32 protein-coding genes are annotated in these 25194 nt (G+C 61.2%); 22 read left to right on the forward strand and 10 right to left on the reverse strand.

Features of this window, described 5'->3' with window-relative positions; translation table 11 throughout:
• The first annotated feature begins 44 nt into the window (after positions 1 to 44).
• The 14 genes from ACGHJ7_RS12150 (at position 45) to ACGHJ7_RS12215 (ending at position 8842) form a co-directional block, all read left to right on the forward strand.
• A complete protein-coding gene (locus tag ACGHJ7_RS12150) occupies positions 45 to 485 on the forward strand; it encodes a YybH family protein (protein WP_390478011.1) in 441 nt (146 codons plus the stop codon).
• A 27-nt stretch (positions 486 to 512) separates the two neighbouring features.
• Positions 513 to 1244 (forward strand): PepSY domain-containing protein, encoded by a 732-nt coding sequence (locus ACGHJ7_RS12155; protein ID WP_390478014.1) that lies wholly within the window; start codon positions 513 to 515, stop codon positions 1242 to 1244.
• Between the two features lie 230 nt (positions 1245 to 1474).
• A complete protein-coding gene (locus ACGHJ7_RS12160) occupies positions 1475 to 2146 on the forward strand; it encodes a DUF2231 domain-containing protein (protein ID WP_390478016.1) in 672 nt (223 codons plus the stop codon).
• Between the two features lie 14 nt (positions 2147 to 2160).
• A complete protein-coding gene (locus ACGHJ7_RS12165; RefSeq protein ID WP_390478019.1) occupies positions 2161 to 2568 on the forward strand; it encodes a hypothetical protein in 408 nt (135 codons plus the stop codon).
• 283 nt (positions 2569 to 2851) lie between these two features.
• Positions 2852 to 3205 carry a hypothetical protein gene (locus ACGHJ7_RS12170; protein WP_390478021.1) on the forward strand — a complete coding sequence of 118 codons (354 nt, stop codon included), beginning with the start codon at positions 2852 to 2854 and terminating at the stop codon, positions 3203 to 3205.
• 71 nt (positions 3206 to 3276) lie between these two features.
• Positions 3277 to 3546: a hypothetical protein gene (locus ACGHJ7_RS12175; RefSeq protein ID WP_390478023.1), complete on the forward strand. Its 270-nt coding sequence runs from the start codon at positions 3277 to 3279 to the stop codon at positions 3544 to 3546.
• A 269-nt stretch (positions 3547 to 3815) separates the two neighbouring features.
• Entirely contained in the window at positions 3816 to 4202 is a 387-nt protein-coding gene (locus ACGHJ7_RS12180) for a single-stranded DNA-binding protein (RefSeq protein ID WP_390478025.1), read from the forward strand.
• 400 nt (positions 4203 to 4602) lie between these two features.
• Complete coding sequence (locus ACGHJ7_RS12185) at positions 4603 to 4824, forward strand: hypothetical protein (protein ID WP_054523320.1); 222 nt, start codon at positions 4603 to 4605, stop codon at positions 4822 to 4824.
• A 573-nt stretch (positions 4825 to 5397) separates the two neighbouring features.
• Positions 5398 to 5670 carry an AlpA family transcriptional regulator gene (locus ACGHJ7_RS12190; RefSeq protein WP_010240237.1) on the forward strand — a complete coding sequence of 91 codons (273 nt, stop codon included), beginning with the start codon at positions 5398 to 5400 and terminating at the stop codon, positions 5668 to 5670.
• Between the two features lie 9 nt (positions 5671 to 5679).
• A complete protein-coding gene (locus ACGHJ7_RS12195) occupies positions 5680 to 6561 on the forward strand; it encodes a replication initiator protein A (RefSeq protein WP_088712515.1) in 882 nt (293 codons plus the stop codon).
• Positions 6562 to 6722: 161 nt separating this feature from the next.
• Positions 6723 to 7250: a DUF2840 domain-containing protein gene (locus tag ACGHJ7_RS12200; protein WP_390478166.1), complete on the forward strand. Its 528-nt coding sequence runs from the start codon at positions 6723 to 6725 to the stop codon at positions 7248 to 7250.
• A complete protein-coding gene (locus ACGHJ7_RS12205; RefSeq protein WP_390478030.1) occupies positions 7247 to 7828 on the forward strand; it encodes a S26 family signal peptidase in 582 nt (193 codons plus the stop codon). The genes ACGHJ7_RS12200 and ACGHJ7_RS12205 overlap by 4 nt, the downstream gene beginning before the upstream one ends.
• Positions 7825 to 8157, forward strand: a complete 333-nt coding sequence (locus tag ACGHJ7_RS12210; protein ID WP_390478033.1) for a DUF736 domain-containing protein — start codon at positions 7825 to 7827, stop codon at positions 8155 to 8157. Before ACGHJ7_RS12205 ends, ACGHJ7_RS12210 begins: the two co-directional genes overlap by 4 nt.
• A gap of 4 nt (positions 8158 to 8161) precedes the next feature.
• Positions 8162 to 8842, forward strand: coding sequence for a lytic transglycosylase domain-containing protein (locus ACGHJ7_RS12215; RefSeq protein WP_390478036.1), 681 nt, complete (start codon positions 8162 to 8164; stop codon positions 8840 to 8842).
• A gap of 351 nt (positions 8843 to 9193) precedes the next feature.
• On the opposite strand, the gene ACGHJ7_RS12220 is transcribed toward ACGHJ7_RS12215, so the two are convergent.
• Positions 9194 to 9331, reverse strand: coding sequence for a hypothetical protein (locus ACGHJ7_RS12220; protein WP_390478039.1), 138 nt, complete (start codon positions 9329 to 9331; stop codon positions 9194 to 9196).
• A 90-nt stretch (positions 9332 to 9421) separates the two neighbouring features.
• On the opposite strand from ACGHJ7_RS12220, the gene ACGHJ7_RS12225 reads away from it, so the two are divergent.
• Positions 9422 to 10825, forward strand: a complete 1404-nt coding sequence (locus tag ACGHJ7_RS12225; RefSeq protein WP_390478041.1) for a relaxase/mobilization nuclease domain-containing protein — start codon at positions 9422 to 9424, stop codon at positions 10823 to 10825.
• 100 nt (positions 10826 to 10925) lie between these two features.
• Here ACGHJ7_RS12225 and ACGHJ7_RS12230 read toward each other — a convergent pair whose 3' ends face one another.
• The 3 genes from ACGHJ7_RS12230 to ACGHJ7_RS12240 are packed head-to-tail and all read right to left on the reverse strand — an operon-like array spanning position 10926 to position 12843.
• The gene (locus ACGHJ7_RS12230) at positions 10926 to 11384 is read right to left on the reverse strand and encodes a DoxX family protein (RefSeq protein WP_390478044.1); all 459 of its coding nucleotides are present in this window, start codon (positions 11382 to 11384) and stop codon (positions 10926 to 10928) included.
• A 58-nt stretch (positions 11385 to 11442) separates the two neighbouring features.
• Positions 11443 to 12348, reverse strand: a complete 906-nt coding sequence (locus ACGHJ7_RS12235) for an MBL fold metallo-hydrolase (protein WP_390478047.1) — start codon at positions 12346 to 12348, stop codon at positions 11443 to 11445.
• Between the two features lie 42 nt (positions 12349 to 12390).
• Positions 12391 to 12843: a beta-lactamase hydrolase domain-containing protein gene (locus ACGHJ7_RS12240; RefSeq protein ID WP_390478050.1), complete on the reverse strand. Its 453-nt coding sequence runs from the start codon at positions 12841 to 12843 to the stop codon at positions 12391 to 12393.
• A gap of 80 nt (positions 12844 to 12923) precedes the next feature.
• Between ACGHJ7_RS12240 and ACGHJ7_RS12245 the strand changes: the two genes are divergently transcribed.
• The 7 genes from ACGHJ7_RS12245 (at position 12924) to ACGHJ7_RS12275 (ending at position 18971) form a co-directional block, all read left to right on the forward strand.
• Positions 12924 to 13262 carry an ArsR/SmtB family transcription factor gene (locus tag ACGHJ7_RS12245; protein ID WP_390478053.1) on the forward strand — a complete coding sequence of 113 codons (339 nt, stop codon included), beginning with the start codon at positions 12924 to 12926 and terminating at the stop codon, positions 13260 to 13262.
• Positions 13262 to 14062 (forward strand): sulfite exporter TauE/SafE family protein, encoded by an 801-nt coding sequence (locus ACGHJ7_RS12250; RefSeq protein ID WP_390478055.1) that lies wholly within the window; start codon positions 13262 to 13264, stop codon positions 14060 to 14062. Before ACGHJ7_RS12245 ends, ACGHJ7_RS12250 begins: the two co-directional genes overlap by 1 nt.
• A 169-nt stretch (positions 14063 to 14231) precedes the next feature.
• Positions 14232 to 14663: an antitoxin Xre-like helix-turn-helix domain-containing protein gene (locus tag ACGHJ7_RS12255; protein WP_390478169.1), complete on the forward strand. Its 432-nt coding sequence runs from the start codon at positions 14232 to 14234 to the stop codon at positions 14661 to 14663.
• Complete coding sequence (locus ACGHJ7_RS12260; protein ID WP_390478058.1) at positions 14650 to 15351, forward strand: RES family NAD+ phosphorylase; 702 nt, start codon at positions 14650 to 14652, stop codon at positions 15349 to 15351. The genes ACGHJ7_RS12255 and ACGHJ7_RS12260 overlap by 14 nt, the downstream gene beginning before the upstream one ends.
• Positions 15352 to 15451: 100 nt before the next feature.
• Positions 15452 to 17446 carry a conjugal transfer protein TraG gene (locus ACGHJ7_RS12265; protein WP_390478060.1) on the forward strand — a complete coding sequence of 665 codons (1995 nt, stop codon included), beginning with the start codon at positions 15452 to 15454 and terminating at the stop codon, positions 17444 to 17446.
• Complete coding sequence (locus tag ACGHJ7_RS12270; RefSeq protein ID WP_390478063.1) at positions 17443 to 17919, forward strand: CopG family transcriptional regulator; 477 nt, start codon at positions 17443 to 17445, stop codon at positions 17917 to 17919. Before ACGHJ7_RS12265 ends, ACGHJ7_RS12270 begins: the two co-directional genes overlap by 4 nt.
• Before the next feature lie 128 nt (positions 17920 to 18047).
• Positions 18048 to 18971: a HEPN domain-containing protein gene (locus ACGHJ7_RS12275; protein ID WP_390478065.1), complete on the forward strand. Its 924-nt coding sequence runs from the start codon at positions 18048 to 18050 to the stop codon at positions 18969 to 18971.
• Positions 18972 to 19136: 165 nt separating this feature from the next.
• Here the strand turns inward: ACGHJ7_RS12275 and ACGHJ7_RS12280 are convergent, their stop codons facing one another.
• Genes ACGHJ7_RS12280 through ACGHJ7_RS12305 form a run of 6 tightly spaced genes read right to left on the reverse strand, consistent with a single transcriptional unit; the run spans position 19137 to position 25191 of the window.
• The gene (locus ACGHJ7_RS12280) at positions 19137 to 19919 is read right to left on the reverse strand and encodes a hypothetical protein (RefSeq protein WP_390478067.1); all 783 of its coding nucleotides are present in this window, start codon (positions 19917 to 19919) and stop codon (positions 19137 to 19139) included.
• The gene (locus tag ACGHJ7_RS12285) at positions 19916 to 21256 is read right to left on the reverse strand and encodes an APC family permease (RefSeq protein WP_390478070.1); all 1341 of its coding nucleotides are present in this window, start codon (positions 21254 to 21256) and stop codon (positions 19916 to 19918) included. Before ACGHJ7_RS12285 ends, ACGHJ7_RS12280 begins: the two co-directional genes overlap by 4 nt.
• Positions 21253 to 22575: an MFS transporter gene (locus ACGHJ7_RS12290; protein WP_390478073.1), complete on the reverse strand. Its 1323-nt coding sequence runs from the start codon at positions 22573 to 22575 to the stop codon at positions 21253 to 21255. Before ACGHJ7_RS12290 ends, ACGHJ7_RS12285 begins: the two co-directional genes overlap by 4 nt.
• The gene (locus tag ACGHJ7_RS12295) at positions 22572 to 23966 is read right to left on the reverse strand and encodes a peptide MFS transporter (protein WP_390478076.1); all 1395 of its coding nucleotides are present in this window, start codon (positions 23964 to 23966) and stop codon (positions 22572 to 22574) included. Before ACGHJ7_RS12295 ends, ACGHJ7_RS12290 begins: the two co-directional genes overlap by 4 nt.
• Positions 23963 to 24790, reverse strand: coding sequence for a GNAT family N-acetyltransferase (locus ACGHJ7_RS12300; protein ID WP_390478079.1), 828 nt, complete (start codon positions 24788 to 24790; stop codon positions 23963 to 23965). The genes ACGHJ7_RS12295 and ACGHJ7_RS12300 overlap by 4 nt, the downstream gene beginning before the upstream one ends.
• Positions 24787 to 25191 carry a nuclear transport factor 2 family protein gene (locus ACGHJ7_RS12305; protein ID WP_390478082.1) on the reverse strand — a complete coding sequence of 135 codons (405 nt, stop codon included), beginning with the start codon at positions 25189 to 25191 and terminating at the stop codon, positions 24787 to 24789. The genes ACGHJ7_RS12300 and ACGHJ7_RS12305 overlap by 4 nt, the downstream gene beginning before the upstream one ends.
• Between the last annotated feature and the right edge of the window lie 3 nt (positions 25192 to 25194).

The raw sequence follows: 25194 nt of genomic DNA on the forward strand, positions 1-25194 counted from the left end.
CGTTCGCTCTTGCGCTGATTCCAACGGCTGCATTCGCGCAGCAAATGGATCATTCATCCCATGGCGGCCACCAGATGCACGCCATGGACGCCTCGACCGACGATGTTGCGGGCGCGGAGGAGGCCCTCAAGGCCTATCGCACCGCTCTTGAAGCGCGCGACGCACAGGCGATGCGCGCGCTCTTCGCCGAAGATTCGGCGATCTTCGAGAATGGCAAGGCCGAAGGAAGCTTTGCCAATTACATGGAGCATCATTTGGGCCCCGAGCTCGACGCGATCGTGAGCTTCACCTTTACCGACCCCACGCTGACCGTCACCCGGATGGGGCACATAGCCCATGCCTATGAGACGTATGGCTATCGCATCGAACTTAGCGATGGCCGGGTGATCGAGCGCGACGGCGTGGCGACATCGGTGCTTGCTCACGATGCGGACGGGTGGAGAATCGTCCAGTACCATTCCTCGTCGCGCGCGCCGCGCAACTGATTACGGCTTTCGAAGAGGTAGCACCGGTTGGCAACGCCGTCGCTGAAGCTGCGCCTGCATGTGCTCGGCAGCAAGATCCACAAATGGCTGGCGATTTTCGTCGGTGTCCAGGTTCTCTTGTGGATGGGAACCGGCGCCCTCATGTCGTTTCTCGACCTGGAAGAAGTTCGCTCCGAACATGTCGTTTCGCGTGAACGAGAGGCGCTGCCCGCCGACGCTCCGCTTCCGGCCTGGGTCGCAAATGACGGCACCCTTTCGGCGGTAACGACACGTTCGCTCGACGGCGATGCCGTGACCGAGGTCCGCAAGGTTGACGGTAGCGTGAGCCTCCACGATCCGGTGACTGGGCGTAAACTCTCCCCCATCTCGGCGGCAACGGCAAAATCCATCGCCTTGCGCGCATGGACCGGGCCGCGCACGACCATCGAGGCCGCACGGATCGTCGATGACCCCGTCGGAACAGAGTTTCGCGGGCCATTTCCGGCCTGGCAGGTCACCTATGCCGACGAGGCTTCGACACGCATCTACATCGATGCCGCCAGCGGCACGCTCGGGGCGGCGCGCAGCGATACATGGCGCCTGTTCGATTTCATCTGGGGCCTGCACATCATGGACTGGACCGAGCGCGATCGCATCAACAGTTGGTGGCTTCTGCTGTTCGGCATTGGCGGCACAATCATAGCCCTGTCGGGTTTCGTTCTGCTGGCGAACCGGATGCCGAGGCTGCGCCGTCGCACAAAGAAGAGCAAGCTCGCCTGAGCCCATGGGCTTGTTCGGGCAGGCACATTTCATATTCCCGTTCTGCAAGCTGTGCGGTGCCAAGAGCCGAATGCGTTCGAATATCGCGATCGTGCCGGCAGCAGACGTGACCCCGCGGGCGCACTTCTGTCGCGCCAATACCAGCAAATTAATGTGAGGGGCAGGCGGCTGCCGTGCGTATCAGGCACATAGGTCGCACTACAACTGCCGGGCCGGGAGACATACGAGACATGAAAGCCCCCTCATTTCTGGCGCTGCTCGCCGCAAGCCTGCTCTTCGTCGGACCCGTTCAGGCTCATGGCGACGAAAAGCACGGCGAAGAGACGAGCGCCGCGCCTGCTGTCACCAATGGCGATGCGCCCGACCAGGCGGCCATGGCGCAGATGGGCGACGGCGGAGCGGCCGGCGAGCCCTCAGCCGGGCACGACGAAGCAAGTGGAGGCCAAGACGAAGCCGGTGGCCATGCGGCGGAGGGTGAAACCGGCGTCATGGCCGTACTGAAGAAGCTGCATCCGGCAACGATCCACTTCCCGATCGCCTTGTTTCTCATGGCTGCGGCCACCGAATTGTTCGTTATGCGCCGGAAAGGAGCGGGCCTGGAAAGTGCGGTACGCGTGCTTGTCTACGGCGGGGCCATCGGCGCGGTCGTCGCAGTCCTGTTCGGATGGATTCACACCGGGCTGTGGTTCGGCGGCGATGCCGTCATGCAGGTGCATCGGTGGAACGGTATGCTGATCGCGGTTCTCGGTATTGCGATGGCCTATCTCGCGAGCAGGCCGAGCCAGAGCCGCGCCTGGTTGCGCGCGTCGATCTTCTCCATGGTGGCGCTCGTTCTCATCCAGGGCTTTCTTGGCGGCGAGCTCGCGCATGGACCGAACCACCTAGGTATTTCCTGGCTCTGAAGGAGTTGAAGAGCATGCGTACTTCCAGATTGAATGCGGCGTTCGGGTTTCTCGCGATCGCGCCCTTGATGTCCGCTCTTGCTGCTTGCGACGAGGCGCAGGAGAGCACACCGATCACCGAGGTTTCGCCTATGGGCGAGGCTGCGGTGGTGGCTGACACGGCAGGCGAGCCGGGTCTTGCCGATCCGGCAGCCTCTCCCTCCGAAGATGAGGCAGCGACCGCTCGGGAGGACGCTCTTTCGACAAATGGCGCCGCGCCGACCGCCTCACGGCCTGCTGCCTCTCCCGCATCACGCGCAACTGCCACACCCGCAGCGCCAGCAGCGCGCACGCAACCCGCGAGCGAAGCGACCCAACCCGCCGATCCCCATGCGGGCCATGACATGTCCTCGATGGCCGATCACGACATGGAAGGCATGTGATCGGACGCGTTTCCCGGTGACACGGTTATTCAGGAGAGACCCTCGGCAAGAAATCGCAACGAACAACGCAAGATCAGGAAAGGACGGCCCCGCCTCCCCCCGAAGCCCTGCGGGTCGCAGGTGCCCCCAAGGGGTCGTTCAGGAACCCCGCGTGAAGACCAACCCGCGCGGGGTTCCGTTTGCCCGGCTTCGCTGTCGCCGTGCCAGGCGCATCCCGGTAGGGCTTTGTGCTATGTGAGCAGCGTGCAGACGATCGCCTCGTTGGTTATGAAAGGAACCGCATATGTCGGAAACGGGAAAAGCCGGGGCGCTGTCGCGCTGGGAAGACGAAGGCGGGGCATTGCCCTGCGGGCCGCAGGAAGCGCTCGCTGCCGATTGCGAGAAATGGGATATTCCGTCGCTTTCCGATGCCGAGATCATCCAGTTGCGCATCAGGGTGATCGCCCTTGAGAACATGGTGCTCGGCCTTCTGTCGAAGGCCAGCGCCGATCAGCTTGCAGCAATCGAAGAAATCGCGGAATTCATATCCCCGCGTGCCGATGCGAAGCCGCATCCGCTTACCTTGCACGCTGCCACCCAGATGGAGCACTTCGTCGAGCGCGCCCGGCGGCTTCGCGAGCAACCCACCGCTGATTGAGCGACGCATGACCGGGCCACGAATGCTGGCCTTCCTCGCCGCGGCCCGACCGATGATCCGAAAAGAGTGCGATGGACCTTGATACGCTTCTCATCCGCTATTTTGGCACTGCCGATCCTGGAGCGACTGGCGCAGAAACCTTGGCCTCGGGGATCGAGCGATGCCAGGTCGATCTCGGTCTGGAGCAGGACCGGGGAAAACGCTTTGCCCTGTGGGCCATGCTTTACCTGCTCGGGTCTGCCCCCGACCTCGACGTGGCCTTCGAGAACGAGGAAGACCGGGAAGCAGCCCGCAACTTCATGGATCTCCTGGCGGCATCGGAAAGCAATGAAGTAAGCTGATTGCAGCAGGGTCCTGGCACCTTCAGACCCGCACCCGATACCCATCCGGCTTTCTTCGCGAACAGTCCTGAACCAGGTCAGCTGAGGAGCCGCAACCCGTTCCTTTCCGGCCGTGTTGGCGGCTTCGCCGCCTGCCCGCACCACCCGTCATGAACAGGTTTCCCTTCGGCCCTTCAGGCCTGCGGTGCAGTCCTCCCATGCCCTGCTTCTTCTGGATGTTCGCAAGCCGGAGATGGTCTCCGGTTTGAGGAACTGAAGGAACTTATCTCATGACCAATATCGCAATCCTCACCGGCCGTATCGCCCGCGATCCGGACACCCGCGAAACCAAGGGCGGAACCAGCGTTACCGGGATCACTGTCGTCACCGATCGTCCCGCGCGCGACAAGGACGGCAAGACCTACAAGGACGATAACGGCTACACCGCCAAGGACAGCGAATTCCACCGTGTGACCTGCTTCAACGGCCTTGCCAAGACCGTCGGTCAGTATTGCTCGAAAGGCCAGCTGGTCTCGGTCCAGGGCCGTATCCACTACACGCAGTGGGAAGACCAGGACGGTGTGACGCGGTATGGCTCGGAGATCCTTGCCGACAAGGTCGATTTCCTCTCGCGGGCCAATGGCGGCGACAACCAGGACGCTCCTCCGATCGACTGATCCGGCGCCATCGAACCAGCCAAAGGAGGCTCTGCCGGAAACGGCAGGGCCTCTTTCGCTGTTCACACGTCCTTCCGCTCGTACTTCTCTCCGGGGAATAGCCAGGCGCTGCCCGGAGGGCCCGACCCATTATGGCAGCGATCATCTGAAACGGTCGTTTGAGGTGGACTGGATTGGCCTGGCTTACCGCATTTCCAGCATGATGGTCCTGCGCCGCCCGCATCAAGGACGGCAGGGGCCCCACCATTTTGTCCGCCGCCGGATTGCATCCGGCACCGGACAAAACCGTTTCCCCCTGCGCCGCTTCGCGGTCGCCCTGTCAGGCGATCCTGTGACCCGGTCTGCCCGGGCCCATCGGCCAACCTCCTGTCGTCTCGCGACAGATTTCAGGAGGATTATCATGACCTATTTCACGAAATGCAAACTGCCCTCGCGCAACTATTTCGAGGCTTTGGCGACAGCCGAACAACGGGCCCTGCACAGCTTCTTCGACCAGCATGTCATCGAGGATGACGAGCTTGGATACCGCGCGGTCGACGAAGGCGATTACAACGCGCTGCCCCCGCATCTTGCGATCCGAGTCGTTCATACCGTCCATGGCGGAATGCTCGACGAGTTCTGAGGCATACTGCAGGGCAGGGACCAGCAGCGGTTCCTGCCCTTTTTTCGTGTCTCTTATGGGCTGAACTACAGGGTCAAGTTTCGATCCAGCAGTAATCGGCGGTTCTCCAGACATCGGCTTGGCCAACTGGCGATCGGGATAAATGGAGCGGGGCTGGGGACGCACTCTGTCCCGCGCATCTGGCGATACGCTCCTGAGGGTGCGGCATTATGTGTTTTGGGGCCCCGCATGCACTTGCGAACCGGCAGCGGGTCGGGCGAGCGGGAAGCTACGGCCGCGACAGGCCCCGCTTGCCTTGCTTCCCACAGGCCCTTGGCCACTGCCTCTCTCGCAGGTGCGGTTCATTGCTCTGAGCCTTCGGCATTGCAGCCGAAAGCCTGCTGAGCAAACGCGAAAGCGTCGGGCTTTGCCCGGATGCCGCCCCTCCTCGATCCTGCCAAGCTCACGACCGGAAGGGGCGACAAATCCGAACGCAGCATTGTGTCGCTCCCCCCATTGCCAAGGCTTGCGCCATCACCCTCCGCAATCAGCGGCAGTTAGCCGCAGTCACCCAAGCCTCCTGGAGCTAACCCTATGCCCGCCGTTCCCGATCCGGTCCGACCCCGCTATCTGCGCACCCCAGATGCTGCGGTGCATCTGGGGCTTTCGCCGCGCACGCTCGAAAAGCACCGATGCTATGGAACAGGGCCGGTCTACCACAAGCTCGGCGGCCGCATCGTTTATCGGCCCGAAGATCTCGATGCCTGGGCCGAGCAGGGCTTGCGCCGTTCGACCAGCGATCCGGGCAAGGGCGTCGTTCATCCTGCCAAGCGGATCGACGGCTACACCGGTCCGGTCCGGCGCTGAGGCGATACCATGCGCTCCTTGAAGACATCGGACGGCGGGGCCGGACAGCTCGACCTGTTCGTCGGCGCGGGCAGCGACATCGCCGCGCGCGATGCGCAGGATCTGATGGCCTGGCCTTTCTTCAGCCTCGCCAAGTCGAAGCGAGTGAAGCCGATCGACTTTCGCATGGGCGAGGTCGCCATTCTGGTCGAAGCGACCGCCGAACATGGCATGGCCACCATCTGGGACGCCGATGTACTGATCTGGGTAGCGAGCCAGATCGTCGAGGCGCGCGATGCCGGCAAAGCCACCTCGCGCCTTATCGCGGCGACGCCCCATGAAATCCTTACCTTCACCCGGCGCGGAACCGGAAAGGCTGGCTACGAGCGCCTGAAGGCGGCGCTCGACCGCTTGCAGTCGACCAGCATTGCCACCTCCATCCGGCAGGCCGGGGCGCGACGCCGCCGACGATTTTCCTGGATCAACGAATGGCGCGAACGGCTCGACGACAACGGGCGCGCGCTCGGCATCGAAATGATCGTGCCGGACTGGCTCTACGAGGGCGTGCTCGATCGTGCGCTCGTCCTGACCATCGACCCGGCCTATTTCGCGCTTACCGGCGGTCTTGAGCGCTGGCTCTATCGCATCGTACGCAAGCATGGCGGGAAGCAGAAGGGCGGGTGGAGTTTCGACATTTCGCACCTGCATTTGAAGTCCGGCGCGCTCTCGCCATTGAAGCGTTTCGCTTTCGAAGTGCGGGCCATCGTTCGCCGCCAGTCGCTCCCCGGCTACAATCTCGCTCTTGAGCACCAGTTCGGCCGCGAGCGGCTCCTGTTCGTTGCAGCGCCTGTCGATCCCTTCGCGTCCGCGCGGCGCCGTATCGGGCTGCCCCCTGTGGAAAAGGGTGCGTGATGTTCGGACTATCGGGAACCATGACGTTCGGACGATCGGGAACCCTATTCCCGGACTATCGGGAACCGGGAGCCTGCGCGACTCGCCGAAAACGCGGCGCCTGCGAAGCCCTTAACAATGCTAACAAGGAATCTTTCAGATTCCTGCTAACACAGCCACGCCTGTGCAAAAGCGCAGCGCGCGCTTCGCTTCCGCCTCCGGAACCGGTCGAGGCAGGTTCCGGTGATCCGCCACTTACGCATGTCACGCTGGTGTGGCGCGGCGGCGTGCAGGAAGACTGGCTTCGGTTCGGCAAGCCCGTTGCAGAGCGCATCCTCAATCGCCGGACGCGTATCGAAAGCTATGCTCCGGGACAGGTCTTTGCCTTGGTTCGGTGGGCTTCGAACGACTACGGGACCGTTGGCTCCACACTCACGATCGCCCAAGCCGCCGGTTTCGGCGAGCCGTTCACCACTCTGCCGCAGGTCGATCCTGGCGCGCAAATCCTGCTCTCGGTGCGAAGCTGGCCAAAGGTTCGCCAGGTCTTTGCGCTGATCGATGCGATCGAGGACGTTGGCATCGATCCCTGCGATGTAGCTCCCGACCACTGGCATCATGTCCACAACAGGCTGGCAGGGGGCATGCAAGTACGTTCCTATTCCCCTGCGCGCCATCGCGACTGGCTGCGGCGGCGAAAGCTGCAATCATGAGGCGGCGCACCGCCTTTCTGGCAGGCATGGTCGCGGCAGCGACACTGGCCAGCATCGCAATGCCGCTCTCGCGACTTTTGGTCTGGAACGCGACTGCCAGCGTGCCGGTTGGACTGTATTCCATCGGCGCAACGACCGATCTTCAAAGAGGCGACCGGGTCGCTATCGAACCTGCTTCCAGGCTGGAGCGATACCTCGCCAAGCACGGCTATCTTCCTGCGGGCGTTCCGCTCATCAAGGAGGTTGCGGCGCTCGGCGGGGATACGGTCTGCCGGCGCGACCTGCTCATCGAAATCAATGGAACGCCTGCGGGCGCGGCGCGCCGGCGCGACAGCCTTGGACGCGAACTGCCCGTCTGGGAAGGTTGCCGGACTATCGCTGCGCATGAACTGTTCGTGATGAACAGACGCGCCGTCGGCAGCTTTGACGGGCGTTATTTCGGGCCTGTCGCACGCACCGATGTCATCGGGCGGGCTCGGCCCGTCTGGACCGATGAAGCGGGCGACGGAGACTATGTCTTGCTTGCCTCGCTCGCCGACTTTCCCATCCCCAACGTCACTGAAGGAGACGCACAATGACCTGTATCGGCACTTTTACAGCCACACCTGACGGTTTCGAGGGGCGGCTGCAAACCCTGACTATCGATAGACCGCTGACTCTGGTGGCCGCCGATCCTGGCGACACCGAGAACGCCCCGGATTATCGCATCCTGGCAGGCGAGGGCGAGGAAACCTACGAGGTGGGTGCAGGCTGGGAACATGTTGGCGACAAGGCAGGCAGCTTCGTTACGCTCCTCATCGACGATCCGGTGTTGGCGCGGCCCCTGCGTGCCAATCTGTTCAGTGCCGACGACCAGAGCCATGTCCTCATATGGTCGCGCGGCACGCGCCGCACGGCAAAGGACTGATTCCGTGCTTGGCTCATATCTTCCGCCGGGACTCCTGGCCGCCATGCTGGCGGCGAGTCCGGCGCAGGTCTTTGCGCAATCGCCGCAACCCATCCGACTGTCGCCTCACGTCGAGATTGCAGCGCATGTCAGCGAAGCATCGCAGCAATTCGGCATTCCCGAGCACTGGATCTATGCGGTGATCCGGGTCGAAAGTGCGGGCCGGGTGCGGGCCGTTTCCAGCGCAGGCGCGATGGGTCTCATGCAGCTCATGCCCGGAACCTGGGCGCGGCAGCGCGACCGGTTCTCGCTCGGGCAAGACCCGTTCGACCCGCGCGACAATGTTCTGGCCGGTACGTCTTACTTGCGCGAAATGTACGATCGCTACGGCGCGCAAGGCTTCCTCGCTGCATACAATGCGGGCCCGGGACGCTACGAAGACTGGCTTGCCGGACGGCGTTCGCTGCCGCTCGAAACCCGCCGCTATGTCGCCCGGATTGCGCAGCTGTTGCAGTCTGAGCGCATTTTTGCAGCGGCACCTTTACAAACCCGTAATGCTCCGGCCGGCGTCTTGCCGCCTTCCGGCGCGGCGCGACAAGAGTTGAACGAGGTGGTTACAGCCGGTCCCGCGGCGAACCCCTTTGCGCGTCCGGAACAACCCGCGCACGATCTTTTCGCGCCCGTCTCGACGGCTTCCTCCCGATGAAGGCGAGCCTCGCACTTTCGCACGAGCATGCGTTCTCTGGCGAAAGCGGGCGTAGGAGCGGAGACCCAGGCATCAAAGGAAGGAAGGGATGGCGAGATAAAAGCACCGCCGTCGGTCGGGGTGCAGGTGGTTGGTTTTATTCGGCAATCTGCGCCGCCTCTGCGATGGACCAGCAGGCGCTTGGATCGAAATCTTTAGGCTTTTCAATGCTGGAAGCGCCGTCTTGCGGATCTCCTGTCTGTGGCTAACGATGAATTCGAGATCAGACCCGGTCGGTCAAGAGACAATGATGCGCGCGCCTATCGCAAGGCCGGTACGCTGGTCGGACGCGTGCTGCAGGCCTCGCGCCGGTCAGGCTTTACACCGCTCGGGCGAGGCCGGGCGGGTGGCGGAACCGGCCACCTGGGGCGCGGCAAACATGCTGCGTTCCGAGGTCGCCCCGATGCTTTCCAGCGGCGGGTCATCATCAAGGCGCGCGTCGTTCGTCACGGCGGCACCCGTTTCCGCGCGGCTTCGCTCGCCCGCCACATCGCCTATCTCGAACGCGACGGCGTCACCCGTGACGGATCGGATGCCCAGATGTTCGATGCCTTCTCGGATGAGGCCGACGGCGATGCCTTCGCCGCGCGCTGCGAAGACGACCGGCATCACTTCCGCTTCATCGTGTCGCCGGAAGACGCGAGTGAGATGGCTGACCTTCGCGCTTTCACGCGCGAACTCCTTGAAGATATGGCGAGCGACCTCGATACGAGGCTCGACTGGGTGGCGGTCGATCACTGGAATACCGACAACCCGCATGTCCATGTTCTGGTCCGCGGCGTAGCCTCGGACGGCAAAGATCTTGTGATCGATCGCTCTTATATCAGCGAAGGCATGCGTGCCCGTGCCCAGGAGCGCGTCAATATTGAACTCGGGCCGCGCAGCGAGCGCGATATTCAGCTGGCGCTTCGCCGCGAGGTCGATGCCGAGCGCTGGACCTCACTCGACCGCCGCTTGCAAGAGCAGCGCGACGATCTCGGCGTGGTCGATTTGCGCCCCGAGGTCGATGCGACACCGCGCAGCAACCGCGCATTCCTTATCGGCCGCGCACGAACGCTCGAACGCATGGGATTGGCTGAGCGGGTCGGGTCGGCGCGCTGGACCTTGGCCGCAGATTGCGAACCGACCTTGCGTGCGCTTGGCGAGCGCAGCGACATCATCAAGACCTTGCACAAGGCGATGAGTGGACGGGGCGCGCAAGGCGCCCTTGCATCCTTCGCGCTGCACGGAGAAGACGAGAACCGGCGAGTCATCGGGAGGTTGGTCGAGCGCGGGCTTCATAATGAGCTGACGGGCGAGGCCTATGCGATCGTCGAAGGAGTCGACGGTCGCGCACATTTTCTTCGCTTTCCCGATCTGGATCAGACGAGCGATGCAGCTCCGGGTGCGATCGTCGAGACAAGCGAATGGACCAACCGCCAGGGACGTCGGCGCGAAAGCCTGCTGGTGCGTTCGGACCTGCCACTTGACCGACAGATTGACGCGCGCGGGGCGACCTGGCTCGATCGGCAGCTGCTGTCGCCTCGAGCCGAACCGCTGGGAGGCGGCTTCGGCAATGAAGTCCGGCAGGCTCTTAACGAGCGCCGTGAATGGCTCGTTGATGAAGGTCTGGCGAAGCGACATGGCAAGAGCGTGACGCTGGTGCGCAATTTGCTGGGTACACTCCGCAAGCAGGAACTGGACGCGGCGGGTGAAGCGCTGGCCGCGCGTCATGTTCATCTGGCCAATCCAGTGACGGAAGGCGATCATATTTCCGGCATTTACCGCGAGCGCATTTCGCTGGCCTCAGGCCGCTTCGCCATGATCAATGACGGGCTATGCTTTCAGCTTGTGCCTTGGCGGCGCGACCTAGAGCGGCATCTGGGAGAAGAGATCACAGGCAAGGCCAATGCGCGCGGCGGTATCGATTGGAGCTTTGCGCGCTCTCCGCAAAAGGGGATCTAATGGAGGCACAATTCGCAATGTCATCACGAAGGAACACGATAGTTGTGCAAATTGGCAAGGAGCCGGCGAAGCTGGATCACCATCACCGGGGCGGTCGGACTTACCTATCGCGGTGTGTTATGAATGGCTGAAGCTGATGGTCCAGCGCCCAGCGACCGGGCCCGCGAACAAATAGATAGAAAAGTGATCCCAGGATCGCGACGTTCTTGAGCAATGGCCCGGTGTGCCCGGGGGCGACATGGACGGCGACCGTAATCGGCACGAGTGTCAGAAAAAGGGCTGCTGCCGAAATCCGCGTCATCCAACCCAAGGCCAGTGTGATCCCCGCTGCTATGAAAATCGCACCGGAAAGCCACAATAGGACCGAGGGGTTGCCAATCAATTCGACGTGGGACCTCCACGGCGAGAGATGCATTCTGCCGAGCATGTGCTGGTGAGCGAAGAAATGCCCAAGGCCACCGATAATGAAGATCAGGCTGATCGATAGACGGAAAACCGGATCGACTATTGTGACCTTCTCAGCCATTCGGGCAAGCGTGTTGTCCAGCTTCCTGAGCATGCGTATTCTCTCATCCTGCTATTGGCATCCGATTTGAGGCAAATCCGGACGACCGGGACTACTGCGTCCGGGGGCCGGCTTCTTCAGGCGAATGGGGAGTGCCCAGGACATTGACGGGCAACTTGAGGTATACGGTGCCATTGTCTTCGGTTGGCGGCATCCTGCCGGCTCTTATATTCACCTGGATGGAGGGCAGGATCAGCTTGGGCATTCCAAGCTGGATATCCCTCGCTTCGCGCATCGCGACGAACTCGTCCTCGGTGACATCATCGCGCATGTGGACGTTGCTGCGTCGTTGCTCTCCGACAGTCGTTTCCCAGCGATGTTCGGTCCGACCTTCGGGCAAATAGTCGTGACACATGAACAGGCGGGTCTCGGGGTCCAGCGCATAGATCTTGCGGATCGAGCGATAGAGCGTGCGCGCGTCTCCGCCAGGAAAATCGGCCCGCGCAGTGCCGAAGTCGGGCATGAAGAGGGTGTCTCCTACGAATGCCGCGTCTCCGATCAGATATGTCATGCAGGCGGGTGTGTGGCCGGGCGTGTGGATCGCGCGGGCCGATAGGCGGCCGACAAAGAATTGGTCGCCATCTTCGAAAAGATGGTCGAACTGGCTGCCATCGCTGGCAAGGTCCTGCCGGGCATTGAAGATCGGACCGAACGTTTCCTGTGTCACGGTAATACGGCCGCCTATTGCGAGTTTCCCGCCAAGGCGTTCGCGAATGTAAGGGGCCGCCGAAAGGTGATCCGCGTGTACATGCGTTTCAAGTATCCATCGGCAGTCTAGTCCGTGGGACTCCACGTAGTCGATCATCGCATCAGCGGATTTCGTATCTGTACGAGCAGAGGCCGGATCAAAATCCAGCACGGGATCGACAATCGCGCAGGCCATCGATCCCGGGTCGCGCACGACATAGCTTATCGTGTTCGTAAACTCGTCGAAGAATGGCTGGATCTGGGGGTGCATGTCGATAATCTTTCTGTGCAGGAGAAGATACTTGTCGCTCGTTTAGCCACGCTGCGCGTCGATATAATCGCGTACGAATTCTGCGAGCGCCGGTTGATCGCAGGCAAAGCCCATTTCTTCTGCTTGCGCGAGCGCGGCCTCGCCGCTGAGGTTATTTTCAGCCGCGACATGCATCATCGTGAACGCGCCCGCTCGTTTTCCGGACGCGCAATGTACAAAGAGCGGGCCTGGTAGCGATTTGACGCAATCGCGGAAGCGGTCGACCAGGTCACCGGTCAGCGCATCGCCCGCGACCGGAATGTTGCGGTATTCCAAGCCAAGCGCAGCGGCTTTCTCACCCTCGAGCTGGGGATTCATGGGCGTGTCGGGCTCGTTTTCGCAGCGCAGGTTTATCACCGACTTGTAGCCGGCCTGCGCTAGCTGCGACAGGTCTTGGCTCGAGGGAGGGGCCATGCCGACTGCATAGCGGTTACCGATCTGTTTCACGTCGTTCATATTCTCGCCTTCGTTTGCAATGACGCAACTTAGCGCCGTCAGACTTGACTATATATGCACATCTGCGCATATATGCAACTATGAGACCTGAAGACATGTATGAGCAGGCTGGCAAAGCACTCGCCCTTCTCAAGGCGCTGGGCAGTCACAACCGGCTGATGATTGCCTGCCAGCTAGTCGAAGGCGAGCGCAGCGTAGGTGATCTCGCCGATCTGCTGGGCATCCGCGAGGCCGCTGCCTCGCAGCAGCTTGCGCTGCTGCGCAAGGATGGTCTTGTCACCCCGCGACGCGAAGGGCGAACCATTTACTACTCGCTTGCCGGACATGCCCCGCGCCGAGTGCTCGAAACGCTCTATGACCTCTACTGCAAGGAGCCCGGAGAGGCCTTGCCGCCTGCCTCTGAATTGCCGCCTGACTGATGGAAGCATCGTTTCTACAATATATGCTGTCGATAGGTTCGGGCGGACTGGTCGGCTTCGCGCTCGGCCTGATTGGCGGCGGCGGTTCGATCCTTGCCGTTCCTTTGCTGCTGTATGTTGTGGGAGTGCGGAATATGCACGTCGCTATTGCGACCTCCGCTGCGGCAGTGACGGCAAGCGCCCTATTCAACTTGGCGTTTCATGCCAGAAACGGGACGGTGAAATGGCGCTGCGCCGGAACTTTCGCCACCTTCGGCGTCATCGGTGCGGCGATTGGATCCACGCTGGGTAAAATGACCTCGGGAGATCTCCTGCTTGGACTGTTCGGCTTGGTAATGGTCGTCGTTGGACTTGCAATGTTGCGCGATCACAAGGGTGGCAGCGATCCCGACGTGAAGCTAACGTCGCAAACAGCGCTTCGGCTTACTCCGCGCCTTGCGCTGGGCGGCGTGTTGGTCGGCGCTCTCGCTGGTTTTTTCGGCATCGGTGGCGGGTTTCTGGTGGTCCCCGGCCTTGTCGCTGCAACGGCGATGCCGATCTTGAACGCGATCGGGTCCTCTCTTGTCTCGGTCTCGGCGCTGGGCGCGACAACCGCCGCCAATTATGCGCTCGACGGTCTGGTCGACTGGCACATCGCCGCGAGCTTTATCTTTGGAGGAGCAATCGGCGGTTTCATGGGCTCGCTGGCGTCTCGTCGCCTGGGTGACCACAAGCGGACACTTACCCGCCTGTTTTCCTATACGATCATCGCGGTTGGAATATTTATTGTCGGCCAATGGCTGTTCTTCACCGCAACGTAGGCTGACAGGCTGCGCGACATATGGCTGCCAGTCTGCATTCGCTGGTCGGATATAGTGAATACTGTGGTTCTGCGTTGTCTGTTATCTTCAAGGATCAGGCCCATCGCAGTCACAAGCAGACTTGACAAAAGCATCACATGATGCTTATATCAGCGTCAGGAGATGCGATATGGCTAGCTCGGTAGTTCAGCATGCCAAAGCTCCCACGGGGCTCCAGACCTTTGCAGGTGACGGTGATCGCAGCCGCCTTACTGGCGCTGCGGTCAAAGCCGTGTTGCGCCTTGCCGAGGCCTGGGGTGCGAGCAACGCCGAAGGCGCCGCGCTGCTCGGCGTGTCCGAAAGCACCTGGGACCGGATGAAAGCCGGGACCTGGGAGGGTTCGCTCGGTCAGGACCAATTGACCCGCGCGTCGGCGCTGATCGGCCTGTTCAAGGGACTGCACCTGCTGTTTGCCAACGACATGGCCGATCGCTGGCCGAAGCTCGAAAACAGGGCGCCGGTGTTCGATCGCCGCTCGCCGATCCGGGCAATGATCGAAGGCGGCATTCCGCGCATGCTAGAGGCCCGACAATACATCGACGCGCTTCGTGGCGGGCTCTGAGGAGGCAGGCGAGCCGCCGCAGATCCGCGAAGCGTTCGAGCGGACTGTCCGGCTCGTTTCCAGCGCGCGTTTACGCGAAGCGGTCATGGCTCCGCTGGCCGACAATGATGACGAGCTTGCGCTGCTCGCTGAGATCGAGGGGGCGACGAGTTCGCGCCTGATCGCCGAAGAGCGCGGGTTTCGAGGATTGACAGCTGACGAGTTGGTTCACGGCGTGCCGCATGCCAGGTTCATCAATGCGAGCTTTGCTTACGCCAAACCGCGCGAGCCCAATCGCTTCAATCCCGCGAATCGCGGCGCATGGTATGCCGCACTCGATGTCGAGACCTGCATCGCCGAGGTTGGCCATCACCTGACCCAGGCGCTCGCCGATGCCGGCGATTTCGATGCCGTTGTCGAATATGGCGAGATGATCGCCAGCATGGCAGGCGTCTTTATCGATCTGCGCGACCAGACCGGTCACCCGGCCCTCGATCCGGACAAGACGAAGGGCTATCCTGTCGGCAATGCTCTAGCGGCGCAGGCCCGCGCCGTCGGCCATAACGGTATCATCTATCCCTCTGTGCGCCATGCGGGTGGAACTTGCATAACGGCCTTGTGGCCCAATGTCGTGCAATCGGTCGCGCAAGGAGCGATGTACCGCCTGACCTGGTCGGGCAATCCGGACTATAGTTGGGAAGCAATCTAGCAGCTTCCCGCTTTTGCTACGCCAGCCTGCGCTTACACAGCTTCTGACTTGAATATGCGATGCAAAGCCGCCGTGCTGCCCTCCACGAAAGGAGGCTGCCTTGTCGGCAACCCGGATATTGTGGGGTCAGATAATCGTCGTCTTTGCCCTCACGCTCGCAGGCATCTGGGCGGGCACGCAGTGGACGGCGCACGCGCTTGGCTATCAGGCGCAACTGGGTGCGCCGTGGTTCAATCTTTCCGGGTCGCCCGTCTATCCGCCTTACGCCATCTTCTGGTGGTGGTTCAGCTACGAAGCTTATGCACCGCGCATCTTCGAGACCGGCGGAATGATCGCCGCATCGGGCGGTCTCGTGTCGGTGGCGGTCGCGATCGGCATGTCGGTCTGGCGCGCCCGAGAGATCAGGAACAGCGCAACCTATGGCTCGGCGCGCTGGGCGACCCGTTCAGAAATAGCAAGTGCTGGCCTTCTGGCAGGCAAGGGCGCCATCATCGGCCAGCACGACAATCTCTATCTACGCCACAACGGACCCGAACATGTGCTCTGTTTCGCGCCGACGCGCAGCGGCAAAGGCGTCGGACTTGTCGTGCCGACGCTGCTGACCTGGCCGCATTCGGCGATTGTCCACGATATCAAGGGTGAGAACTGGGAGCTGACTGCTGGATTCCGGTCCAGCTTTAGCCGCACGCTACTGTTCGATCCGACCAATGAGGCGTCGGCGGCCTATAACCCGCTGATGGAGGTGCGGCGCGGCATCAACGAGGTTCGCGACGTGCAGAACATCGCCGATGTCCTGGTCGACCCTGAAGGCTCGCTTGAACGGCGCAATCACTGGGAAAAGACCAGCCATGCGCTTCTCGTCGGAGCCATTCTGCATGTGCTCTATGCAGAGCCTGACAAGACACTCGCCGGAGTGGCGAATTTTCTCTCCGATCCGCGCCGATCCATCGAGGCAACACTGACCGCAATGATGCACACGCCGCATCTGGGGGAAGACGGCGTCCATCCGGTTGTCGCGAGCGCGGCGAGAGAATTGCTCAACAAGTCGGAGAACGAACGCTCGGGCGTGCTCTCGACCGCCATGTCGTTCCTTGGGCTGTACCGCGATCCGGTCATCGCCAGCGTCACGCGGCATTGCGAATGGCGCATCGCGGACCTCGTGGCACAGGGCCGGCCGGTCACGCTCTATCTCGTCGTCCCGCCGTCAGACATCAGCCGCACCAAGCCGCTCATCCGGCTCATCCTCAACCAGCTCGGAAGACGCCTGACCGAGGACCTGCAGGAAGGTGCCGATCGCGAGCGGCTTCTCCTCATGCTCGACGAATTCCCCGCTTTGGGTAGGCTCGACTTCTTCGAAAGCGCGCTCGCCTTCATGGCGGGCTACGGCATCAAGGCGTTTCTGATCGCCCAGTCATTGAATCAGATCGAGAAAGCCTACGGGCAGAACAATGCCATTCTCGATAATTGCCATGTGCGAGTGTGCTTCGCGACCAATGACGAGCGAACCGCCAAGCGCGTTTCGGAATCCCTCGGAACCGCGACCGAAACCCGGGCGATGCGCAATTATGCCGGACACCGCCTCTCCCCGTGGCTTGGTCACCTGATGGTCTCGCGCTCGGAGACGGCGCGCGCTCTTCTGACTCAAGGCGAAATCATGCAGCTTCCCGATACCGACGAAATCGTGATGCTCGCAGGCGTGCATCCGATCCGCGCCAGGAAAGCGCGCTACTACCGCGATCCCCGGCTCAGCAAACGGGTGGAGCGTCCACCAGTGATTGAAAAGTCGGACTTCGCGCCGGACGAGGGCGAATGGCACGATAGACATGTGAGCCCGCCTTCGCAATTGGAGAAATCCGTAGCCGGGTCTGAAGAGTACGAGGTCGATAATGGCCAGTCCGATGGCGGGATCCGCCAATCGCCTGAATTGCCGGAATACGAGGATGTGGCGCCGCCACCAGTCGAAATCCCCAACGAATTTGAGTTTGGCGACCGCACGGACGACGAGCAGGCAAACCGCAATCGCAGAATGGCCGAGCGGATGCAGGCCAATGCGCGGCGCGCTGCACTCGATCCTGGCGACGGGATCGAGCTATGAGCAAGGGCAACCGCATCAAGCACACGTTTCGCTTGCCGCCAGCCCTTTCAAGGCAGCTTGCAGACTATGCGGGCCGCAAGCGCGTCTCGCAGGCTTCGGTAGTGGAAGCTGCCATTGCCTCTTTCCTCTCACCCGACGGATCGGAGCGCATGGAGGCGGCCTTTAGCCGACGACTTGATCGCATAAGCCGACAGATCGGCAAGCTCGACTATCATATCGAGGTCGGGAACGAGGCTTTCGCGCTCTATCTCAGGCGATGGCTGGCGGTGACCCCGGCTATGCCGGCGGAAGCCAATGCCGCCGCGCGTGCCGATGCAGAAAAGCGGTTCGACTTCTTTGTCGAAGCGCTCGCGCGTCGCATGGAGACAGGCAGGCATCTCGCTGACGATCTCATTCGCGCGGCTCCGGAACCGGGGCTGGATGAGATTGAGAAAGAAGACGGAAACAGTCCGGAGTCTCCGGCGGAGCCCTGACAGAGGTCTTCGATAGTCCGGCGGGGAAACCCACCGAACAGAGGAGAGGCACACTTTCTTGGATGTGCCGGCGCACCGGCAGGAATGCGAGGGTGCAACCATTCCAAGTGCTTGCTAAAGGTCCAGTAATGCGCACCGAACTCGATCACCTGCCTCCGCAAAAGCAACGCGAACTTGAGCGCGTGGTGCAGCTGATCTTCGAAGAATTCGACGATGCCTTTGCCCTGGCGAAGCACGAGTGGAAGAAGGCCGGTCGCATTCTCAAGGTCGTACTTTACGGCAGCTATGCGCGCGGCACCTGGGTCGATGAACCGCATACCGCCAAGGGCTACCAGTCGGACTACGATCTGCTCATCATCGTCAACGACAAGCGGCTGGTCGATAGGGTGAAATACTGGTCGAAACTCGATGACCGATTGATGCGCGAATACGGCGTCACCAAGGCGCTGAAGACGCCGGTCAACTTCATCGTTCACACCCTGCAGGAGGTGAACGACGGTCTCGCGCACGGACGCTATTTCTTCATGGATGTCGCGAAAGACGGGATCGCGCTTTACCAATCCGATGACACCGAGCTCCACACGCCGAAGCCCAAGACTGCCGGTGAAGCGCTGACAATGGCGCAGGAGTATTTTGACGAGTGGTTTCCAGGTGGTGCTGGCCGATTGGACACGGCCCGATACACAGCTAGCCAGGGCCGCCTAAAAGAAGCAGCTTTCGATACTCACCAGGCAGCCGAATTCCTCTATCACTGCGTACTTCTGGTCTGCACCTTCTACACACCGCATGTACACAATCTCGGTTTCCTCCGAACACAGGCCGAGCGGATCGACCCTCGCCTGACCTATGTCTGGCCGCGCGACACCAAGCGTGATCGTGCGCGGTTCGAGAAGCTCAAGGAAGCTTACGTAAAGGCGCGCTACTCAAAGCATTACCGCATCACCAAGGAGGAGCTTGAATGGCTTGGCGAACAAGTGGAAGAACTCGGCTGCGTAGTACACGAGATATGTTCGGAGCGCCTCGAAAAGCTCAGGAGTGAAACAGGCGCTTGATCGACTCTCGCCTATTGGGTCTGAGCGTATATTACTAGATGACTGCTATGCGCCCCAATTGAAGACGTCGCGCTTCGGGAAGTTGGGCCATAAGAGCGGACATTGTCTGTAACATGTTTGACTGATCGCAACTGTCGATGCCGTTCGGTTTGTCGGTCCGCGGCTTCACTCCCCGCGATGCGATCTATAGTCACCGATCCGGCTTCGAACATTCCTGATGCGCCCAAGGTTGATGATGCGCAGATTGAGCCAAAGACGCTGGGTCTCGCGCAGTTCTTCGGCGGCTTCGACAAAGTCCGGGTTGGCAACCATTGCATCGAAGTCATATTCGCCAATTCGCGAGAGGCCAAACCCCATCGCCGCTCCCCCGCCATCCTCTTCCCTGCCGTCGGCGCGATAGATATTCTCGGCGTCGGTGGTAAAATCATAGGAATATCGGGCGGTGAAAGCGGGAACATATTGATTTGAAATGTCCCGGATTTCTCCCGCCGTCCGGATAGCAAGCTCGGTCTCCTGCTCATAGTCGAGCAAGGCTTGCAAGAGTTGCGGATCCTCGATCAGACCAAGCCGACCGCTCGAAACGGTCTCGCGCAGCGTCGTCGACCCCATATAGCTGGCTCGCATGTAACCGCGCCGCAGTCCGGATTCGAACAGGTCTCGGTCTTCTTCCGCCAGCTTTTCTCGCTCCAGTGCTTCGAGAATACCCGTCAGTGCTGCAATGTTCTCATGGTGAAATTCGATACTGGTGAGAGTGCGCTGTTCTATCAGAGCAAATTCGGCATCGAGGGCATTGACCAGTATCTCGGCGCTTTCCTTCTCGCGCATCCGGTCATTCCAATTGCCAAGCTGGATACCGAGAAAGACACCCGATGCGACAATGGCGAACTCAATGATGACTACGGTCCAGTTCTGCATACGCAGATGCTCGGAGATTCGGCGCAGGATCATGCCTTTGTAGCCTGTCGCCTCTGGCGGCCAAGATGGATACCGACAGGGACGCAGATTGCGATCAGGCCCGCAGTCCACAGACCAGCTTCGGGATCGGCGATGATGACACCAAAAAACAGTGCAGTAGTGATGAGCAGGATCAGCGCGGGCAATACGGGATGGCCTATCGCGCGGAACGGTCGCGGCAGGTCTGGCCGTTTAGCGCGAAGGGTGAAATAGGACGCGTTATAAAGCACCCCAGCGAGAATACCGGTCGCGACCTGAATCTTGAACACGAAGACATAGGCGCCGGTCAGGATCATCGGGATGGCGATGGCCGAGCTGATAAGCAGGGCTACCCAAGGCGTGCCGCCGCGATTGACCTTTGCCACGCCCTTCACGAACAAGCCATCGCGCGCCAGTCCGAACAGAATACGCGGATTGGTCATGATGATGGCGTTCAGCGTGAACAGCGCCATGACAGCGGCCGCTATGCCCGTAACGGTTCGTCCAACCGGGCCGAGCAGCGCCTCGATCACCAGCGCCACCGGCAACTCCGACGTACGCAATGACTCCATGTTGAGAACGGTGAATACGCACAGATTGATACCGAGATAGACCACCAAAATGATCACCGCCGAACGGAAAAAGGCGCGCGGAATGTTGCGCGCGGGATCCTTGTCCTCTTCGGCGAAGAATGCCGGACCCTGCCAGCCGTCATAAGCTCCCAGCACGATCTGGAAGCCCGTGATTAGGGCGATCCAGCCAATGGCCGCGTCGGGAGCCGTGAGCGCAGGCGTGGCTTCGGATGCTACCTGCGGCGCCGCCGGACCGACAACCACTGCCGCGATAACGACACAGGCGAGCAGAGAAAGCTTGATGACCATGCCGAGGATATTCGAGACCCGTCCTTCTTCGACGCCCGGCAGGTTGAGCAAGGTCACGGCCAGCAGGGCGGTCAGGGCGAAGGCGATCTTGTTGGCGGCGACGAACGGTATCGCGGTGCCGAGAAAATCTGCAAAGGCAAGCGCTAGCGCAGCCGTTCCCGCGGCATAGCCCACCCAGATCGCCCAACCGGCGAGCAGCCCCATACCATCGCCATAAGCCTCGCGCACAGGCACGTAGAAACCGCCTGCTTTTGGCAATGCGGTCGTCAGTTCGGACGCGACATTGACCGACAGGAATACGTAGACGCCGCCCAGCGCCCATAGCGTCATGGCGATCCAGAATACCGGCACCTCGTTGGCGACCACTCCGGGCGTGCGCAGAATGCCAGCGCCAATGACCGCTCCCGCCATAATCGCTATGGCGAAGGGTAGGCCGAGGCGTTTCTGGAGCTTGTTTGCTGGATCGCTCATGCCGCGTCTACTCGCGCACTGATTCGACTGGAAGCAAACAGGCAAAGCGCGATCGTGACGACCGTCAGCGCCGCTGCGATAAAGTAGGCGGCGGCATATCCGTACGTTTCGACGACCTGGCCCGATATGCCCGCCATCATGGAACGCGAGAGATTGGGAATCGCCATGATCAGCGCGAATTGGCTCGCGGCGACGGCCGGATTGCTCAGCATCATGCCCCATGCGATGAGAAGGATCGTCAGCAGAGTCGCGGCTATGGTCTGCGAGACGAGGATCGACGAAAACAACCAGCTTCCATCCCAGCTCGAATACGTGATGCCTCCAGTCAGAGCGAGCAATACCAGGATTACAGCGACCAATGTCACCATTCGGGAAAGCCCGATCCATTTTACAAGGAGGCCGGTCATCGCAATGCCGAACAGCCCGGCAACGAGGTTCGCTGTGCCGGCGAAGCTGCTGTAACTCTCGCTTTTCCAGCCCAGTTCCTGGACGCTCAGGACCGGGCTGACGCTATCGAGAATAACCCAGTTCGCACAGAACAGAGCATAGCCCGTCAGGTAGGCGACTATTCGCCAATCGGCGAGCGACACAAACACACCCTTGATAATTGGCCACCAGGCGTCCTGCTGGAGCGCCTCGCATTCGGTAGACGGCCTGCCGCTGGTCCACGGCATTAACCGTTCGCCCGGCCGTTCGCGAAACACACTGACGATCACCGAGGGCACGGCCACCAAGGCTGCGAAAAATAGCGCGGTCGTCGCCGTGCCGCCTGCCACCAGCATTTGTCCGCCGATAAAGCTGGTTGCTGCGATTCCCACGATTTGCGATCCGAACATGCATCCATTGATTGCGCCGCGTTCCTCGATAGGTACGAGGTCGATGGTCATGCCGTCGACCGCAACGTCGTTAAAGATCGCGCACATGTTGAGCGCGAAACAGAAGCTGGCGAGTAATGCGATCTGGCTGGCGTCCGGCGCGGCCGCAGCCAGCGCAAGAAGGACCGTGACCAGGCAGCCTTGCGCAATCAGGATCCATGCGCGCCGCCGTCCCATCGGGCGATAGGCGAAACGGTCCATCAGAAGTCCGGCGAACAGTTTGAGCGACCACGGCAGGACCGCAAAGCCCACAAATCCGCCGATCTCGACCGCACTAGCTCCCGCCGCCGCGAACCAAGCAGGCAAAACTATAAGCGACAGGCCCAAAGGCACCCCTTGCATGAAGTAAAGGATCATGACCGCCGCAAAACGCAGTGGCTTGTTCTCGACCAGCGAGGGCCAAGCGCGTTGTAGAGTCGTGTCGGCAAGTGTGGCATCGCTCATGCGGGCTGCTCCATGGGCGATAGCGTGGGAATCGGTTGCGCGTTGGCGTCGAGCGCGCGGATTAGACGGCTTCGGATCACCAGCAGAACAAGTCCGGCGACCGACGGGATGACGGCCATGGCAAGGAAAAAGCGCTCGGGCGGCATCGTTTCATATTGTCCGGAAAGCACGCCTGCGAACGTGCTGCTGGCAAAAGCGACCAGATAGGCAACACCCATCATCATCGCCCTCACCTGCGGCGGTGAGCGGCGGGACACGAGCGCGAGGATCACCGGCCATGCGCACATGAACCCCGCACCTGTTAGCATGAACGTGATGAGCGGAAAGATGATGTTGGTGCGCCCGTCACCGGCGGAGAGTGCGCCGAATGCAAACACCAGCATGCACTGGCCAAGCAGAAGGAAGCCGATGGCGATTTTCGTAAGGTCGCCCGGTTCCCTGCCGCGCCTTGCCAGTTCGCGCCAGAGCACGATCAGGCTGATCGGCGCGGCGATGCTCATCAGCGCGTCGAGCGAAACAAACCACGCCATCGGGACTGCGCCCAGCGGTGTCGTCAGGTCGACATGCGCCTCGGTCCAGATGAATCCGGCGTTGAAGGCCAGCGCCCAGCCGGTGAAACCGAATGCTGCGATAGCAAGGATCAGGACGATAAAAACCAGCGTCAGCCTGTCCTCGCGCCGCAACGGTTCACGCGGGGCGGTTGCCTTCCTGGGCGCAGGAGGCGCGGGCAGATATCTGCGCCCGGCGAGGTATACTCCAAGCGCGACCAGCATCATCAATCCGGCGAGGCCGAAACCGAAGTGCCAGCCAAATATCTGCGCGACCACACCGCACACCAGCGAGCCGAGCAATGCTCCAATATTGATGCCGGTCGAGAAGATCAGATAACCGCGCGATCGCCTGCTTTCCTCCCCCGGAGGATAGAGCTGTCCAACCTGCGAGGCGATATTTCCCTTGAGTGCGCCAGAACCGACAATCAGCAGCAGCAGGGCAATCAGAAAACTCTGATCGAACGTCATCAGGAAATGCCCGGCAGTCATCAGCAGGACGCCCGCCACCACCATCCGCGTCGTGCCGAAAAACCGATCCGCCAGCCAGCCGCCGATAATGGGTGTCAAAAAGACGAGACCGCCATAGAACCCGAAAATCTGGCTGCCCAGCTGTTGCGCGGTCAGCGGCCCAAACATGCTTTCGAGCGTCCTGCGCAGGCCGTCCATCCCTGCGACATTCTCGATACTGCCGGGCAGCATCAGTTCCTGCACCATGTAAAGGAGCAGCAGCGAGATCATCCCGTAATATGAGAACCGCTCCCACATCTCGGTAAAGGCGAGATAGGCGAGCCCGCGCGGATGGCCGAGGAAGGTGCGAACTGTGGCAGGTTCGGTGGTCATCCATCCACCCGCGTATCACCGGGCCACGTATGGAGGCGCATCAGTGCCGTATCGGCAAAGCCCATGTTGCGGTATAGGGGGCGACCCATTTCGGTAGCATGGAGCCAGATTGGCAGGGGACGTCCTGCGGCCTCCTGAGCGGCAACGATGGCGCGGCGCATGGCGGCTTCGCCCAAACCCCGGCCATAGCGATCCGGCAGGGTGGCGACCCAACCGACATAGATCTGCGCCTCCTGCACATAGGCGAGTGCGGCGGTCACCGGCGTATCGCCCTCATAACCGACAATGGCGAAATGCTGACCCGACCATTGGTGGAGATTTTCGGTCATCGCGAACGCCGCAGGGTCCATGTCGTAAGCCGCCGCGTTGACGAGCCCGATGTCGACCGAGCCTTGCACTTCATGGATTTTCCGCCAGTCGATATCCGGTTCGGACCGACGCGACGGCAGGATTTCGCTAGCCGCCATGCCCCACATATCGAGCGCCGGTGCAAAGCCATGCCGTTCGAACAAGTCGGGACCATCCGCTGGATACCACGCCGGCACGCTGGCGAGCATGGTTGGATAGGGGCAGGATGCCATGATCTTTCCAGCAACCGCCAGTGCCGCCCGGAACACAGCGGGTTCGCTGACCGGCTCCGCGACCAGCAGCATGTTGAGAAAGGCGTTGTCGACATTGGCAATGAAGGACCTAACCGGACCTTCAATTTGGATTTCATGGTTTGGGTACTGGCCGACGAGATAGGTCCAGCCGTCAATCATGCTGACAACGCTGCCGTGTGCATCGAGGCGCGGGCCCGAGGCGTCCCCTGTAACGCTGCTCATCGAACCTCACCCAATACGCGGGCCATGGCGAGCGTATCGAGATGTTGCTGAAAGCTAACAATCTGACCGTTTCTGACCTTGAACCAGTGGACGATCTGCGGATTTACCCGCTCGCCCGTCGCTTTGGAAATTGCCGAATAGCGGCCCTGCATCGCAACGGTCTCGCCTTCGCATACGAAGGTGCCCACCTCGACCGCGAAGTCATCGAACAGGTCCGCTGTTCGTCCAAACACCCCGTTGAATACCGCCTCGGCACCCACATAGGGGTTGCGGTCGGCGAAGATGTAATTCTCCGCCTCGCGCCACTCCATATCGGGCGCCATGACCGCAGCTGCGGCGTCCATATCGCCAGCGGCAAAGGCCGCGTAGAGCGCTTGTACTGTTTCCAGATTGGTTCGCATTGG

It is taken from the genome of Altererythrobacter sp. MTPC7, assembly GCF_042851395.1.
Taxonomy (GTDB): domain Bacteria; phylum Pseudomonadota; class Alphaproteobacteria; order Sphingomonadales; family Sphingomonadaceae; genus CAJXSN01.

Coding starts and splice junctions, on each gene's coding strand:
- ACGHJ7_RS12150 (WP_390478011.1), top strand. CDS start 45: ATGGATCATTCATCCCATGGCGGCCACCAGATGCACGCCATGGACGCC.
- ACGHJ7_RS12160 (WP_390478016.1), top strand. CDS start 1,475: ATGAAAGCCCCCTCATTTCTGGCGCTGCTCGCCGCAAGCCTGCTCTTC.
- ACGHJ7_RS12165 (WP_390478019.1), top strand. CDS start 2,161: ATGCGTACTTCCAGATTGAATGCGGCGTTCGGGTTTCTCGCGATCGCG.
- ACGHJ7_RS12170 (WP_390478021.1), top strand. CDS start 2,852: ATGTCGGAAACGGGAAAAGCCGGGGCGCTGTCGCGCTGGGAAGACGAA.
- ACGHJ7_RS12175 (WP_390478023.1), top strand. CDS start 3,277: ATGGACCTTGATACGCTTCTCATCCGCTATTTTGGCACTGCCGATCCT.
- ACGHJ7_RS12180 (WP_390478025.1), top strand. CDS start 3,816: ATGACCAATATCGCAATCCTCACCGGCCGTATCGCCCGCGATCCGGAC.
- ACGHJ7_RS12185 (WP_054523320.1), top strand. CDS start 4,603: ATGACCTATTTCACGAAATGCAAACTGCCCTCGCGCAACTATTTCGAG.
- ACGHJ7_RS12190 (WP_010240237.1), top strand. CDS start 5,398: ATGCCCGCCGTTCCCGATCCGGTCCGACCCCGCTATCTGCGCACCCCA.
- ACGHJ7_RS12195 (WP_088712515.1), top strand. CDS start 5,680: ATGCGCTCCTTGAAGACATCGGACGGCGGGGCCGGACAGCTCGACCTG.
- ACGHJ7_RS12205 (WP_390478030.1), top strand. CDS start 7,247: ATGAGGCGGCGCACCGCCTTTCTGGCAGGCATGGTCGCGGCAGCGACA.
- ACGHJ7_RS12210 (WP_390478033.1), top strand. CDS start 7,825: ATGACCTGTATCGGCACTTTTACAGCCACACCTGACGGTTTCGAGGGG.
- ACGHJ7_RS12225 (WP_390478041.1), top strand. CDS start 9,422: ATGTTCGATGCCTTCTCGGATGAGGCCGACGGCGATGCCTTCGCCGCG.
- ACGHJ7_RS12230 (WP_390478044.1), bottom strand. CDS start 11,384: ATGCTCAGGAAGCTGGACAACACGCTTGCCCGAATGGCTGAGAAGGTC.
- ACGHJ7_RS12235 (WP_390478047.1), bottom strand. CDS start 12,348: ATGCACCCCCAGATCCAGCCATTCTTCGACGAGTTTACGAACACGATA.
- ACGHJ7_RS12240 (WP_390478050.1), bottom strand. CDS start 12,843: ATGAACGACGTGAAACAGATCGGTAACCGCTATGCAGTCGGCATGGCC.
- ACGHJ7_RS12245 (WP_390478053.1), top strand. CDS start 12,924: ATGAGACCTGAAGACATGTATGAGCAGGCTGGCAAAGCACTCGCCCTT.
- ACGHJ7_RS12250 (WP_390478055.1), top strand. CDS start 13,262: ATGGAAGCATCGTTTCTACAATATATGCTGTCGATAGGTTCGGGCGGA.
- ACGHJ7_RS12255 (WP_390478169.1), top strand. CDS start 14,232: ATGGCTAGCTCGGTAGTTCAGCATGCCAAAGCTCCCACGGGGCTCCAG.
- ACGHJ7_RS12270 (WP_390478063.1), top strand. CDS start 17,443: ATGAGCAAGGGCAACCGCATCAAGCACACGTTTCGCTTGCCGCCAGCC.
- ACGHJ7_RS12275 (WP_390478065.1), top strand. CDS start 18,048: ATGCGCACCGAACTCGATCACCTGCCTCCGCAAAAGCAACGCGAACTT.
- ACGHJ7_RS12280 (WP_390478067.1), bottom strand. CDS start 19,919: ATGATCCTGCGCCGAATCTCCGAGCATCTGCGTATGCAGAACTGGACC.
- ACGHJ7_RS12285 (WP_390478070.1), bottom strand. CDS start 21,256: ATGAGCGATCCAGCAAACAAGCTCCAGAAACGCCTCGGCCTACCCTTC.
- ACGHJ7_RS12290 (WP_390478073.1), bottom strand. CDS start 22,575: ATGAGCGATGCCACACTTGCCGACACGACTCTACAACGCGCTTGGCCC.
- ACGHJ7_RS12295 (WP_390478076.1), bottom strand. CDS start 23,966: ATGACCACCGAACCTGCCACAGTTCGCACCTTCCTCGGCCATCCGCGC.
- ACGHJ7_RS12300 (WP_390478079.1), bottom strand. CDS start 24,790: ATGAGCAGCGTTACAGGGGACGCCTCGGGCCCGCGCCTCGATGCACAC.
- ACGHJ7_RS12305 (WP_390478082.1), bottom strand. CDS start 25,191: ATGCGAACCAATCTGGAAACAGTACAAGCGCTCTACGCGGCCTTTGCC.